The organism is Acinetobacter sp. YH12116 (assembly GCF_013418895.1).
GTDB lineage: Bacteria > Pseudomonadota > Gammaproteobacteria > Pseudomonadales > Moraxellaceae > Acinetobacter > Acinetobacter indicus.
This window is the reverse complement of record NZ_VPBE01000001.1, coordinates 1-13,365: the sequence shown is the minus strand read 5'-3', so window position 1 is coordinate 13,365 and position 13,365 is coordinate 1. Positions and strand designations below refer to the sequence as shown.

General features: G+C 46.5%; 13 protein-coding genes. 9 read left to right on the top strand and 4 right to left on the bottom strand.

Going from position 1 to position 13,365, the window contains the following annotated elements; genetic code table 11:
• Nucleotides 1-12: 12 nt before the first annotated feature.
• The 3 genes from murB to FTU54_RS00055 are packed head-to-tail and all read left to right on the top strand — an operon-like array spanning nt 13 to nt 3,236.
• Entirely contained in the window at nt 13-1,050 is a 1,038-nt protein-coding gene (gene murB / locus FTU54_RS00065; protein ID WP_104505371.1) for a UDP-N-acetylmuramate dehydrogenase, read from the top strand.
• 15 nt (nt 1,051-1,065) lie between these two features.
• Nucleotides 1,066-2,193 carry a YdcF family protein gene (locus FTU54_RS00060; protein ID WP_045795453.1) on the top strand — a complete coding sequence of 376 codons (1,128 nt, stop codon included), beginning with the start codon at nt 1,066-1,068 and terminating at the stop codon, nt 2,191-2,193.
• Entirely contained in the window at nt 2,193-3,236 is a 1,044-nt protein-coding gene (locus FTU54_RS00055; protein ID WP_005178596.1) for an alpha/beta hydrolase, read from the top strand. Before FTU54_RS00060 ends, FTU54_RS00055 begins: the two co-directional genes overlap by 1 nt.
• Nucleotides 3,237-3,277: 41 nt before the next feature.
• On the opposite strand, the gene FTU54_RS00050 is transcribed toward FTU54_RS00055, so the two are convergent.
• Nucleotides 3,278-4,948, bottom strand: a complete 1,671-nt coding sequence (locus FTU54_RS00050; RefSeq protein WP_180074216.1) for an FMN-binding glutamate synthase family protein — start codon at nt 4,946-4,948, stop codon at nt 3,278-3,280.
• 262 nt (nt 4,949-5,210) lie between these two features.
• Here FTU54_RS00050 and FTU54_RS00045 point away from each other — a divergent pair, with 262 nt between their 5' ends.
• Nucleotides 5,211-5,897, top strand: coding sequence for a response regulator (locus FTU54_RS00045; RefSeq protein ID WP_168383481.1), 687 nt, complete (start codon nt 5,211-5,213; stop codon nt 5,895-5,897).
• Nucleotides 5,894-7,783, top strand: a complete 1,890-nt coding sequence (locus tag FTU54_RS00040) for an ATP-binding protein (RefSeq protein WP_373685788.1) — start codon at nt 5,894-5,896, stop codon at nt 7,781-7,783. The genes FTU54_RS00045 and FTU54_RS00040 overlap by 4 nt, the downstream gene beginning before the upstream one ends.
• Before the next feature lie 4 nt (nt 7,784-7,787).
• Here FTU54_RS00040 and FTU54_RS00035 read toward each other — a convergent pair whose 3' ends face one another.
• The 3 genes from FTU54_RS00035 to FTU54_RS00025 all read right to left on the bottom strand — a co-directional run bounded on the left by FTU54_RS00035 (nt 7,788) and on the right by FTU54_RS00025 (nt 10,112).
• Nucleotides 7,788-8,969 carry a cupin domain-containing protein gene (locus FTU54_RS00035; RefSeq protein ID WP_180047177.1) on the bottom strand — a complete coding sequence of 394 codons (1,182 nt, stop codon included), beginning with the start codon at nt 8,967-8,969 and terminating at the stop codon, nt 7,788-7,790.
• A 169-nt stretch (nt 8,970-9,138) separates the two neighbouring features.
• Entirely contained in the window at nt 9,139-9,729 is a 591-nt protein-coding gene (locus tag FTU54_RS00030; protein WP_168383483.1) for a nucleoside triphosphate pyrophosphatase, read from the bottom strand.
• Nucleotides 9,729-10,112 carry a DUF2237 family protein gene (locus FTU54_RS00025; RefSeq protein ID WP_034597805.1) on the bottom strand — a complete coding sequence of 128 codons (384 nt, stop codon included), beginning with the start codon at nt 10,110-10,112 and terminating at the stop codon, nt 9,729-9,731. The genes FTU54_RS00030 and FTU54_RS00025 overlap by 1 nt, the downstream gene beginning before the upstream one ends.
• 143 nt (nt 10,113-10,255) lie before the next feature.
• Here FTU54_RS00025 and FTU54_RS00020 point away from each other — a divergent pair, with 143 nt between their 5' ends.
• The 4 genes from FTU54_RS00020 to FTU54_RS00005 form a co-directional block, all read left to right on the top strand.
• Nucleotides 10,256-11,443 carry a phosphoglycerate kinase gene (locus FTU54_RS00020; RefSeq protein ID WP_005178578.1) on the top strand — a complete coding sequence of 396 codons (1,188 nt, stop codon included), beginning with the start codon at nt 10,256-10,258 and terminating at the stop codon, nt 11,441-11,443.
• Nucleotides 11,444-11,575: 132 nt separating this feature from the next.
• Complete coding sequence (locus FTU54_RS00015) at nt 11,576-11,851, top strand: hypothetical protein (protein ID WP_005178577.1); 276 nt, start codon at nt 11,576-11,578, stop codon at nt 11,849-11,851.
• A 137-nt stretch (nt 11,852-11,988) separates the two neighbouring features.
• Nucleotides 11,989-13,026 carry a class II fructose-bisphosphate aldolase gene (gene fba / locus FTU54_RS00010; RefSeq protein WP_005178575.1) on the top strand — a complete coding sequence of 346 codons (1,038 nt, stop codon included), beginning with the start codon at nt 11,989-11,991 and terminating at the stop codon, nt 13,024-13,026.
• Between the two features lie 113 nt (nt 13,027-13,139).
• The coding region (locus FTU54_RS00005; RefSeq protein ID WP_171260918.1) for a transposase domain-containing protein at nt 13,140-13,365 on the top strand (226 nt) is incomplete at its 3' end.

The window sequence follows — 13,365 nt, the reverse complement described above, 5'->3', positions numbered from 1 at the left end:
AGGTTTAAGAATATGAACATTCAACATCAGGTCCAGCTTAAGCCTTTTAATACCTTAAATCTGGCTGCAAATGCGTCTCATTATATTAAGGTGCATTCTACCGATGATTTAATCGCAGCCTTAAACTATGCCAAGTTACAGCAGCTGAATGTGCTGATTTTATCGGGCGGCAGTAATATGCTGCTGCCAGAGCAGATTCAGGCGCTGGTGTTACATATGGATATTCAGGGCATTAAATTCCTGAATGAAGATAATGACTTCAGCACCATTCGCGTTGGTGCGGGTCAGGTCTGGCATGATTTTGTGCTCTGGACCACTGAGCAGCAGTTATTTGGCCTGCAAAATCTGGCCTTAATTCCCGGTCTGGTCGGTGCATCGCCGGTGCAGAATATTGGTGCCTATGGGGTTGAGGTCGGTGAATTTATTGAATCGGTACAGGTTTATGACCGCTATAACGGTCAGTTTAATTCAATTCTGGCCAGTGACTGTCATTTTGCCTATCGCCACAGTATTTTCAAAGAAAATCCGAACCGCTATATCATCACCCATGTCACGTTCAAGCTACGGAAACAGCCGGACTTGAAACTGAATTATGGCGATTTAAAAACCGCTGTGGGTGATGAGCAAACCGCTGAAAACCTGCAACGCCAGGTGATCCAGATCCGTCAAAGTAAACTGCCAGATCCGCAGCAATTTCCAAATGTCGGCAGCTTCTTTAAAAATCCGGTGGTGACTGCCGCGGTCTATGAACAGCTGGCGATTCAGTTCCCGAACATGCCGCATTATCCGCAACCCGAAGGCCAGGTCAAAATTGCAGCTGGCTGGCTTATTGATCAGGCTGGCTGGAAAGGGAAACAGCTGGGCATGGTTGGTATGTTTCACAAGCAGGCGCTGGTGCTTGTCAATTATGCCAATGCGACCCTGGCCGATGTTCAGGCAACATATCAGGCTGTACAGCAGGACGTGTACCAAAAATTTGGGATACACTTAGAACCAGAACCGGTGCTGTTTAATGACGCCGGGCTGATTATTCCCCACAATACCTTTTAATCAGGTTAGGCATTTATGAATAGAACTCACTGGATGGTGCGTATCGTACAAATGGCGGCTGTGCTATTTGTGCTGATGGGCTGTCTGGTGGTTTTTATCTATTCGCCGTTTTATTCCAAGTTTGTGATAAAAGTGCTGAATACCATTGTGCCGGTGGAGGTCAATGAAGTGGCTGCACAAAGCCAGCAGATGGGGGCACTGACCGATCAGGAAAATCTGGAACCTGGCTCGAATTTGTGGATTGCCCGGCAAGCTTATTTAAAAGTCATGGAAGAAGAGATTCAGGCTAAAAATTCACAGAATCTCACCACCATTCAGGCGCGCTATAAAGCCTTGCAGGCTTTAATTCAGGATGAGCAGCGCAGTCAGCAGGAACAAGAGCAGGACAGTACACCGCAAATTCCATTACTGGCCGATGTTTCTGCATCGGAGGCGCAACTTGCGCAGCCTTCACAGCAGTTACAGGATTTACTGGATTTAGACAGCTCTGAAAATCAGGCCCTGATGGAACAATATCTGAAATTTTTAAGAACCCATGAAGTGGCAGCGGTTGAAACCGTACCGGTTGATGAAGAAATTTTTCAGGATATTGCGCTGATTCAACAACAAAATAGCCAGAAGCCGCAAATAACTTCCCAGCCGTATGCAATTGTGGTTCTGGGTGGCGGTCTGACCTTACATGAAAATCAAAAAGATATTATTGTGAATAACTACACACGACTACGTTTAGAAAAAACCTTAGAAATTGAAAAACAGTATAAATTACCCATTGTGCTGAGCGGTGTTGAAGCACCTTATATGCAGAAATGGCTGGCAGAACGCGGGGTTGAAGCCAACTTGCTGGAAGATCGCAGCATGAATACCTGTGAAAACTCGCGTTTTAGTTCCTTGCTGCTACAGAAAAAAGGCGGCGCACCAACGGTGATTTTAATCACCGATCAATATCACATGCCGCGCACACGCCGTTTGTTTGCCTTAAACGGCATTGAAACCGTGCCGGTGGTCGCGCCAATTCCAACCGAGTTAACCCAATGGCAGCCTAGTGAGCAGAACTATGATCATAGTCGCCGCGCCAATTATGAAATGCTGGCCACCATCCGCGATATGCTGTTTGGTTCGAGCGACTGCCGGGAGGTGCCATAATGCCGAATATCCCGTTTTTAAATCCGAGTGTGTTGAAACAGCTGGATTTACCGGTTCCTAGCCGCGATACCACGCCGCAGGTGCTGGAGCCTTTAAACCTGAACCGGCCTTATGCGCCCACGGTAGATATTCAGGCCTATCGTCAGCTTTACGGTTTTGACAGCTTAGAGTGCGAGCATTGGCAGGGTTATGTGCAAATGCCGCTGTTTAAACTGCATGTGCAGGTGTTTCAGCCTAAACTTGAAGCGGGCAAGCTGGAAAAAAGCAAAGGTACGGTGTTTTTACTGCATGGCTATCTGGAGCACAGCGGCATTTATCAGCCGATTGTCAAAGAAATTCTGGAGCAGGGCTTTAGTGTCTTGACTTATGATTTGCCCGGCCATGGTTTAAGTAATGGCTCGCCCGCCAGTATCCAGAATTTTGATCATTACCAGCAGGTGCTACACGCCATTTACCAATATGTGCGCAATGCCGATCAATTGCCTAAGCCTTGGCTAGGGGTAGGGCAAAGTACCGGTGGTGCGATCTGGATGCATCATTTACTGGAATTTGCCGAGCGCAGGGAAAATCCGTTTGTCGAGCGGGTGCTATTGCTATCTCCTTTAATCCGTCCGGCCAAAAGTGCCTGGTGGCATAATTCGGTGGGCCTCGGGATTATCCGCAGGATTAAACGCGAAGTACCGCGCCATTTCAGACGCAATAACCATAACCCGGAATTTTTGCGTTTTGTGCGCTTAAAAGATCCGTTACAACCACGGATGATGGGCATGGACTGGATTCTGGCCATGTCCAAATGGATGCTGGAAATGGAACAGCGACCAGCGTGCCGGATTCCAGTGTGGCTGGCCCAAGGCGCGCAGGATCAGACTGTGGACTGGCGTTATAACATCGAGTTTATCCGGCGTAAATTCCGCCTGCAAACCTTGCTGATGCTGGAAGAAGGGTCACATCAACTGATTAATGAGCGCCCGGATATTCGTGCGGCCTTAACCGGTTTGATTCCAGCCTTTTTACATGCTTCGAATTCCAAGACTTATTATTAAGCTTTCCTCCATTTCATAAAAAAGAGGCCTGTGCCTCTTTTTTAAAATTCTTCCGCTTTGGCCAAATTCCACATACGAAAATAAAAGTTTTCTTCATCTTTATTTTCACAGCTCAGTAATTCACCTTCTTTCAGCCAGAAATGCAGCTGGGCATAGTTTTTAATTTCCCGGTCGTTAATCCGCTGCGCCAGATGATGGGCACGAATGTCGGCGGGGTGTTTTAAACCGGCTGCCGCAATCATTTCCGACAGGGCATGCATGGTATTTTTATGGAAGTTATAGACCCGTTCTGCTTTGGAGGGTACATGTAGCGCTTTTTGACGGTCTTTATCTTGTGTGGCGACACCGACCGGACATTGGTTGGTATGACAGCTTTGCGCCTGAATACAGCCAACGGCAAACATAAAACCACGGGCTGAATTGACCCAGTCTGCGCCTAAGGCAAAGGTACTGGCAATATCAAAGGCACTGATAATTTTACCGCTGGCCCCGAGCTTGATTTTACTGCGCAGGCCGGCGCCAACCAAAGTGTTATGCACAAATAGTAAGCCTTCACGCAGCGGCGTACCAATATAGTCACTAAACTCAATCGGGGAGGCGCCGGTACCGCCTTCCGAGCCATCCACCACAATAAAGTCAGGCACAATTTTGGTCACCAGCATGGCTTTGACGATACTCATAAATTGCCAGGGCTGGCCAATACACAGTTTAAAGCCCACCGGTTTACCACCCGATAAATCGCGTAACTGCTGTAAAAACTGCAGCATTTCAATTGGGGTGCTAAAACTAGGATGGCGCGAGGGCGATACACAATCGCGGTCACGTGGCACACCACGAATCTGCGAGATTTCTTCTGAAATTTTATGTTTCGGCAAAATACCGCCATGGCCCGGCTTGGCACCTTGAGAGAGTTTGAGTTCAATCATCTTGATATTCGGATTACCGGCCTGACGGGCAAACTTTTCCGGATCAAATAAACCTTCTGCGGTGCGGCAACCAAAGTAGCCACTGGCAATTTGCCAGACAATATCACCGCCATATTCCAGATGATACGGGCTAAGGCTGCCTTCACCAGTGTCATGATAAAAGCTACCGAGTTTGGCGCCTTTATTTAAGGCACGGATGGCATTGGCACTCAGGCTGCCAAAACTCATGGCAGAAATATTTAAAATCGACGCATTATAAGGCTGGCTGCATTGTTCATTGCCAATATGAATCCGGAAGGTTTTTGGATCAGCCGGTGGGCAGGGGCGCAAGGAATGCACAATAAAACGGTAGTCGGCTTCGTACACATCCAAAATCGAGCCAAAGGGTTTATCGGCATTTTCATTTTTGGCACGTTGATAGACCAAACTGCGCTGCATGCGGGAAAAAGGCTGGGCATCCTGATCGGCTTCAATAAAATACTGGCGAATTTCGGGGCGGAAATCTTCAAAAATAAACCGGAAATGACCCATAATCGGGTAGTTTTTCAGAATGGAATGCTTGGTCTGAATGACATCATACAGACCGACCAGACTCAGCAGCGTGGTGATCAGCCAGAGCGAGTTAATTACGCCATCGGACAGAAAATAATAAATATAATGTGGCTCATAAAATAGCCTAAGCCATGTAATCCCCAGCGCAATTAAAATACAGGCAAACCAGACCGAGTGACGGGAGAAGAACGTATTTAAAAGTTTATGGCGAATGGCTTGGGCTGGACTTGGCATTGTTATGATTTTTCCATTGCGAATTCAATCTTGTATTACTGTGCAGATTCTGAATAGGGCATACAAGTAATGATTTGTGAAATTTGGCAAGGGCTTTAGCACAGCTTAAAAATGAGCAATAAAATCTATAAAAATTAAAAAATAGCTGCTATGCTGAAATCATAAAAATAACAGTGCTAACACTCTGAAATTCCTTAATTCTAGGGATAGAGAACCGTTTAATAATATCGCTATATTGAAAGTTAAAAGATCGGGGAAGACAGTGGACATTACAGAATCAATATTACCGGCCCCTGTGCTGATTGTGGAAGATGAACCCATGATTCAGTCACGCCTCAGACATATCCTCCTTGAAATGGGCTACAGCAATGACATGCTGATTTTTGTTAGCCATTTAAAAGCAGCATTACAGAAAATTGAAGAACAGCCGGTGTCTTTGGCGCTGGTCGATTTGGGGTTGCCAGATGGCAATGGGGTTGAACTGATTGAACAGCTTCGGGCCAAAGACAGCAGTGTACTGATTCTGGTGATTTCGGCCTGGAGTACACAAAACAGTCTGTTTTCGGCTATTCAGGCGGGCGCCACCGGTTATGTATTAAAAGAACGCGATGATACTGAAGTGATCATGGCCATTCGCAGTATTTTAAGAGGCGGCGCACCGATTGATCCCTTTATTGCCCGGGAAATACTGTCACAGATTTCAGTACAGAAGCCGCAGGAAATTGCCAAGCCGTTTAAACAGCCCGATGAAGATATTGAACAACTGACCAACCGTGAACATGAAATTCTAAATCTGGTCGCGCAGGGCCTGAGTAACCGGGAAATTGCCGAGCAGCTGTTTGTGTCGCGCTATACCGTGGAAAGTCATATCAAGCATATTTATCGCAAGCTCTCGGTAAGTAAACGCACCAAGGCAGTCAGTACAGCGCGCTCATTAGGCATTTTATGATCTACAGATTGCTCCAGTTTTGGTGCGGCTGTTGTCTTTATCTTTGTCTATCGAGTGCGTATGCAGAGCAAAGCTATGCCATAGACCCGTATTGTCAGGTTAATATTCAGTCGGTCAGCACCGTACAGACACCGGATATTCATAGCCATCCACATACAGGATGGCAACCTGTGACCTTGCCTGATCGCTGGAATGAACGCTGGCCGGATTATAACGGTGGGGTGTGGTACAAAATTGTCTGGAACTGGTCCTGTCAGGAACCGGCCGTGCTGGACCAGTCAATTGTATTTTCTATTAATTATTTAAATAGCGCGGGTGCGGTGTTTTTAAACCGCGATTTAATCTGGTCAAACCGGCATCTGGAAGAACCACTCTCCAAAAGTTGGAATATGCCACGCTACTGGATTTTACCGATTAGTGGCTTGCGTCCCGACCAGAATGAAATTTTAGTCTATGTCCGGGGCTATGCCTTTCAATCTGCCGGTCTCGGTGATGTTTCCTTCCAGAATGTCTATAACAGTTATACGGAATATCAGCAACAGATCTGGGATCGCCGTACCTTATTTGTGATTAATGCAATTTTATCGGCAACCCTGGGCGTACTGTGTCTGGTGATCTGGCTGTTTCGGCGTAAAGAAGTCAGTTATGGCTGGTTTGCCTTAAGCTGTTTGCTGTGGCTGTTATTCGTCTCCAATATTATTAGTACAGAAACCTATCCCTTCCCGAATACGCTGATGGCGGCACAGGCCAATATCGCCTTTTTTGTGCTGTATATTCTGTCGTTTATTGTCTATTTACTGCGTTTTGTTGATAAAAAATTTCCGATACTGGAAGAAACCGCCTTTATCTGTTCGGTGGCGGTGATTTTGGGGATTTTCGTGACGCCGCTCGATTATGCACAAACCGTTTTCGGGCTGGTGTTTTTAGGCTATAGCCTGCTATTTTTCGGGGTTTTCCTGTACCTGCTGCGTTTAACCTTCCGCGTACCACGTGTAGAAAATATCCTGCTGGTGATCTGTTTAAGCCTGATTATTATTTTTGCCGCTTTAGATATTGCACTGTTGGCCGCACCGTTTGATACCGATTTACAGCCCTTATCGCCGTATACCTCACCGGTGGTGACGCTGTTTATTGCCTTAATTCTCGGGATTCGCACCACCAAAAGCATGCAGAAAATTGAGCAGTTTAACCAGCAACTGGAATACCGTGTGTTTGAGGTTCGTGAAGACTTAAAACAAAGCATGTCGGAAAAGCATTATCTGGAACTGGAAAATGTGCGTTTGCAGGAGCGGATTCATCTTTCGCATGATTTGCATGATGGCCTGGGCGCTTCACTGGTGCGTTCGATGATTATGGTCGACCAGAGCGAGCAGCCCATGAGTAACCGCCAGTTTCTGTCGATTTTGAAATTACTGCGTGATGATTTGCGGCAAATTATTGACAGTGGCTCCTCAATTGGCGCCAAAGTGCCGGAAACGCCGGTATTATGGATTGCGCCGGTGCGACATCGTTTTAGCCAGCTCATGGATGAAGTTGAGATGCGCGCCACCTGGAATATTGCCAGTGATTGGGTGGTGCAACCGACACCGCTGCAATGTCTGAACCTGATGCGGGTGCTGGAAGAAAGTCTGACCAATGTGGTGAAGCACAGTCAGGCCAAGCATGTGCAAGTAACACTGGATTTTCCCGATGAACAGACTTTATGTTTAAGTATTCAGGATGATGGAATTGGCTTTGATACCCATGGGGTGCTCGATCATGGGATGAGTATTGGCGTACGCAGTATGAAGCTGCGTCTGGCGCGGATAGGTGCAGAGTTAAAGGTGAACTCTACACCTGGTTATACCTTAATCAAGGCGATTTTAGTGGTATCACCTCAGGATTAAGTCTTTATTCGGCTTCATCTTCTGCATCTTCGGCAGGCAGCAGCATCAGTACAGAATCATTGAGTAACTGAGCCACATCTTCCAGAATGTCTTCATGGTACAGGTCTTCATTCAGCTCGACGAGTTCACCATCAGCAATCTGCTTGAGTAGCGGCGCAAACTCATCCGAAATATATAAACCTTCACCATTGGCCCAGAACAGCAACTCACCATCTTCTTCAGTATAGAGCAGGCGTGAAGCCGGTTCTAAAATCAGTTGATAGCCCTGATCTAGCGCATCTTCCAGATCGCCAGTACCAATTTCTTCTGCTTCTGGAATATTGTCTGGATATTTTGGCTCTGACATCAGGCTCATGATGGCATCTTCCAACACGGTCGAGTTGTGCAGTTGTGCCAGCAATTCGGCTTTTAAATATTCCAGTTCCGGCTGGGCAATTTGTCCAATCGGGCTGATCTGGTCGCGGATCAGATCTTGCAACGGATTTTTTAGCAACTGGTTGTCAGAAAACTTGTCACTGACGCGATCCATCATGTCGCTGATATTTGGCATACGGAAACCGAAAGAGAAGGTCAGACAGTCATCTTCGGCCACGCCATAGTGCGATAAACCTGGTGGTACGTAAAGCAGGTCACCTGGTGCCAGCACTTCGTCAAAATTGACATCCATCTCTGGCAGTAATTTCAGCGGCTGGCCTGGAACAAATTCGGTTTCGGCATCACACATCTGGCCCAGTTGCCAGCGGCGATGACCATAGCCCTGCACCAGAAATACATCATAGAAGTCGAAGTGTTTGCCGACCGAACCGCCTTTTGGTGCGTACGACACCATAATGTCATCACGGCGCCACTGCGGAATAAACGGGAATTTTTTCCACAGTTCCGCCAGATCAAAAGAGTAGTGATCTACCGCTTGGACCAGCAGCGTCCACAGCTTTGGCATTTTCTGGAAATCGGCTTTTAATAGCGGTGAAGATTTCACGGACCACTGGTTCGGATCACGATCTTTCTGTTTAATTAAGCGGGCGCTGATATTTTCGTCCAGTGCCAGCTCCATGACATCACTCGGCTCAAGAATATTGGCGATTTCAGGCAGGGCATTACGCACCAGCAGCGGTTTTTTTTGCCAATATTCGGCAAGGAATTGTTCAGCGGTGATTCCGCCTAAAACGTCTAAAGGTTGAGACATGTCAAATAACTACAACATAAATTTAGCTGTTATTGTCCCTTGAGTTGTGCGGTGGTGCAAGTGATGAACTTCATCTTAAGGAAATTTAGAAAAGTGGCAGAAGGGAAAAGGTGGCGCAAAAAATGATCAGGACAGGCGCCTGATCATTTTGGGTATTGCATTACCGTGTTTAGGGAATCTGCAGATTAAGCTGGCGGAGAATCTGGCACAGCTGAATCATTGGCATACCCATCAAGGTGGTCTGGTCCTGGCCAATCATCTGTTCAAACAGGCTAATCCCCAGACTTTCGCATTTAAAACTGCCGGCACAATGCAGCGGCTGTTCCAGTGCCACATAGCGCTCGATTTCATCCAGACTCAGTTTACGGAATTTGACTTTGTAGTGTTCGACAAGGGTCTGTTCAAAACCGCTGGATTTTTGCTGTACGCTCAGCGCAGTACTAAAGTAGACAATTTTGTCCGAGTTGGCCTGCAGCTGGCGAATGGCTTTTTCCGGGCTTAAGGGCTTGCCAATAAAAATATCGGGCGCACCTTCACGCCACGCCACCTGATCGGAGCCAATCACAATGGCTTCAGGATATTGCTTGGCAATACTCTGGGCTTTTTCAAAAGCCAGCCGTTTGGCCAGATCATCGGCATGGCTTTCACCTTGCGGTGATTCATCAATGTCGGGTGTCATACACTGATAGTCGAGCTTTAAACGGTCCATCAGTTCTTTACGTGTCTGGCTGCTGGACGCCAGAATAATCGGACGCTTCATTAGACAGCATATTCCATCAAAATATCTAAGGGAACGTAAGACAGTACCGCCTGATGGCAGGCCTGAATTTTTACGGGTGGTGCTTTACCGGCCTGATAGGCTTCAACCCAGCGGGTCACACAAATACACCAGAAATCACCCGGTTTTAAGCCCGGAAATTCGACTTCAGGCAACGGTGTGATCAGGTCATTGCCAATTTTCTGGGAAAAGTTCAGAAATTCCGAGGTCATTTGTGCACAAACAGTGTGCTGGCCCAGATCCGTGGGCGCCGTATGGCAAAAGCCATTACGAAAATAGCCGGTAATCGGGTCAAAACAGCAGCTGGCCAAAGGCTCGCCTAAAACATTTAAACGGTTCAGGGTTGGATCTGGATGTATAGACATAGGCATAAAAATTATCAGGTCTGTTTTTTTCCTATCATAACAAAACTTTGGCAATCGTTAGCTTTTCTGCAAAAGAAGCTAACCTTTTTCTGCATAATCATTTAGAATCTTGGCGATTTTAATATCTAAAAAGTGAGCTATACATGAATTTTCAGCGTATGACTGACCTCGACCTGGCACAAAAGCGTGTTCTGATCCGCGAAGACTTAAACGTGCCGGTGAAAAATGGTGTGATTACCAGCGATGCGCGTTTACGTGCTGCCTTACCGACAATTAAAGCGGCTTTGGAAAAAGGCGCAGCTGTAATGGTGTATTCTCACCTGGGTCGTCCTGTTGAAGGTGAACCTAAAGCTGAACAATCACTTGCGCCTGTCGCAGCTTACCTGACCGAAGCATTAGGTCAGGAAGTCAAATTATTGACTGACTACCTGGATGGTGTAGAGGTAGAAGCAGGTCAAGTGGTGCTACTTGAAAACTGCCGCTTTAACGTGGGTGAAAAGAAAAACAATCCTGAGCTGGCAGCAAAATATGCAGCGCTGTGTGATGTATTCGTAATGGATGCCTTTGGTACTGCGCACCGTGCAGAAGCATCAACCGAAGGTGTGGCGCGTCTTGCTAAAGTGGCAGCAGCAGGTCCTTTACTGGCTGCTGAACTGGATGCACTTGGCCGTGCACTGCAAACACCAGAAAAACCAATGGTGGCCATTGTTGCCGGCTCTAAAGTATCCACCAAGCTGGATGTATTGACATCACTGTCTGACATTTGCGACCAGTTGATTGTGGGTGGTGGTATTGCCAATACTTTCCTGGCTGCTGCGGGTTACAACGTGGGTAAATCACTGTGTGAAAATGATTTGATCGACACAGCCAAAGCCATTGCTGCCAAAGTATCTGTACCACTTCCAACGGATGTGGTAGTTGCAGATGCATCTGAAATCAACTTTGATGACTTCTTGGGTTCACTGGCGGCTGCCAAAGCAACCGTGAAAAAAGTAGAAGATGTGGCTGACAACGACATGATTCTGGATGTTGGTCCAGAAACAGCCAAAGCATTTGCTGAGATCTTGAAAACTTCTAAAACCATTCTCTGGAATGGCCCAGTTGGCGTATTCGAAGTGGATCAGTTCGGTGAAGGGACTAAAGCCCTGTCTTTAGCGATTGCTGAATCAGAAGGCTTCTCAATTGCAGGTGGTGGTGACACCTTGGCTGCCATCGACAAATATGAAGTTGCAGACAAAATTGGTTATATCTCTACAGGTGGCGGTGCTTTCCTTGAGTTTGTAGAAGGCAAGACCTTACCAGCAGTTGCCGTATTGCTAGAACGTGCTTAATTCGCACACGCTTGCAAGATGACAAAAGGTTGACCTCGGTCAGCCTTTTTTATGCACTTCATTTTTTAGTCATAAAACTGTCATGTTTCTGAAATATTATGATCAAAAATCACCGGGTTGTAGGATATTCTGATGAACCAAAAATTAACTCTTGCCGCGTTACTTGCTGCATCTTTAGCTTTCACTGCATGTGCTAAAAAAGACGACAATGCAACAGCGACCACTGCAGATGCATCAGCAGCTGTAGCGTCAGAGCAAATTTCTGCAGAACAGCAAGCGGCGATTGATGCAATTGATCAGCCAGTACTTGATGAAAACAATACCGATGTGCCTGAAGAAGTGGCCAATGCACCAGCAGATGCCGCAACCCCAGACAGCGCAGCAGCGCCAGCATCTGAAGCGCAATAATCCTAAAAGCTCCACAAATTGTAGTAATTTGTATAAAAGTCCCTGCATTGGCAGGGATTTTTTTTAAATACGACGTTTTGTTGCTGAATTGAAACAAATCCCCATGTAGAATATGCAGCATTACCTGGGAGGATATTATGGCTCTTATTTCAATGCGCCAGCTATTGGATCACGCCGGTGAACACGGATACGGCGTACCAGCGTTTAACGTAAACAACTTAGAACAAATGCGCGCAATCATGTTGGCCGCAGATGCGACGAATTCACCTGTAATCGTACAGGCATCTGCAGGTGCCCGTAAGTACGCAGGCGCACCATTCTTACGTCATCTTATTTTGGCTGCAATTGAAGAATGGCCACACATTCCGGTGGTGATGCACCAGGATCACGGTACCAGCCCTGACGTCTGTCAACGTTCTATCCAGCTGGGCTTCTCATCAGTCATGATGGATGGTTCACTGGGTGAAGATGGTAAAACCCCAACCTCATATGAATACAACGTAGATGTGACCCGTCGTGTGGTACAAATGGCGCACGCATGTGGCGTTTCTGTTGAAGGTGAAATCGGTTGTCTAGGCAGCCTTGAAACAGGTATGGCCGGCGAAGAAGATGGTGTCGGTGCAGAAGGTGTACTGGATCACTCTCAATTGCTGACTTCAGTTGAAGAAGCACGTTCTTTCGTAGCAGACACCAATGTAGACGCACTGGCAATTGCAGTGGGTACTTCACACGGTGCGTACAAATTCACCCGTCCACCTACAGGCGATATTCTGGCGATTGACCGTATTAAAGAAATTCATGCGGCACTGCCAAATACGCATCTGGTGATGCACGGTTCAAGTTCTGTGCCACAAGAATGGCTGGCAGTGATCAACCAGTATGGCGGTGACATCAAGGAAACTTATGGTGTACCTGTTGAGCAGCTGGTTGAAGCGATCAAGCACGGTGTGCGTAAAATTAACATCGACACCGACTTGCGTCTGGCCTCTACCGGTGCAATGCGTCGCTTCATGGCTGAAAAACCAAGCGAGTTTGACCCACGTAAATTCTTCGCTAAAACTGTCGATGCAATGAAAGATATTTGTGTTGCACGTTATGAAGCGTTTGGTACTGCGGGCAATGCCGACAAAATCCGTCCAATTTCTTTAGAGAAAATGGTGGATCGTTATAAATAATTCCTGGTGAAGTATTTATAAAAAAAGCCCACATTGCGTGTAATGCCAGTCAGTTAAGCAAATTTTAGTAAAATGTAGTAAAAATGAGTGTATGTAAATACGCTCATTTTTTTATGTCTTTATCTGAACATTTAGAATCCACTCTTGAACATGCTCTCCCATCACTTAGCCATTTTTGTGAACTTATTGACTTAAATTGGATTGAAACATCTCTGCATCAAACAGGTAAGGCATCGATCAGAAGGAGAAAATTACCTGCTGAGCACGTGGTTTGGCTTGTTCTTGGGCTTGCCTTGTTTCGCAATCAACCCATCAGCTATGTGGTAGAACAATTAAAAC

Coding starts and splice junctions, on each gene's coding strand:
- murB (WP_104505371.1), top strand. CDS start 13: ATGAACATTCAACATCAGGTCCAGCTTAAGCCTTTTAATACCTTAAAT.
- FTU54_RS00060 (WP_045795453.1), top strand. CDS start 1,066: ATGAATAGAACTCACTGGATGGTGCGTATCGTACAAATGGCGGCTGTG.
- FTU54_RS00055 (WP_005178596.1), top strand. CDS start 2,193: ATGCCGAATATCCCGTTTTTAAATCCGAGTGTGTTGAAACAGCTGGAT.
- FTU54_RS00050 (WP_180074216.1), bottom strand. CDS start 4,948: ATGCCAAGTCCAGCCCAAGCCATTCGCCATAAACTTTTAAATACGTTC.
- FTU54_RS00040 (WP_373685788.1), top strand. CDS start 5,894: ATGATCTACAGATTGCTCCAGTTTTGGTGCGGCTGTTGTCTTTATCTT.
- FTU54_RS00035 (WP_180047177.1), bottom strand. CDS start 8,969: ATGTCTCAACCTTTAGACGTTTTAGGCGGAATCACCGCTGAACAATTC.
- FTU54_RS00030 (WP_168383483.1), bottom strand. CDS start 9,729: ATGAAGCGTCCGATTATTCTGGCGTCCAGCAGCCAGACACGTAAAGAA.
- FTU54_RS00025 (WP_034597805.1), bottom strand. CDS start 10,112: ATGTCTATACATCCAGATCCAACCCTGAACCGTTTAAATGTTTTAGGC.
- FTU54_RS00020 (WP_005178578.1), top strand. CDS start 10,256: ATGAATTTTCAGCGTATGACTGACCTCGACCTGGCACAAAAGCGTGTT.
- FTU54_RS00015 (WP_005178577.1), top strand. CDS start 11,576: ATGAACCAAAAATTAACTCTTGCCGCGTTACTTGCTGCATCTTTAGCT.
- fba (WP_005178575.1), top strand. CDS start 11,989: ATGGCTCTTATTTCAATGCGCCAGCTATTGGATCACGCCGGTGAACAC.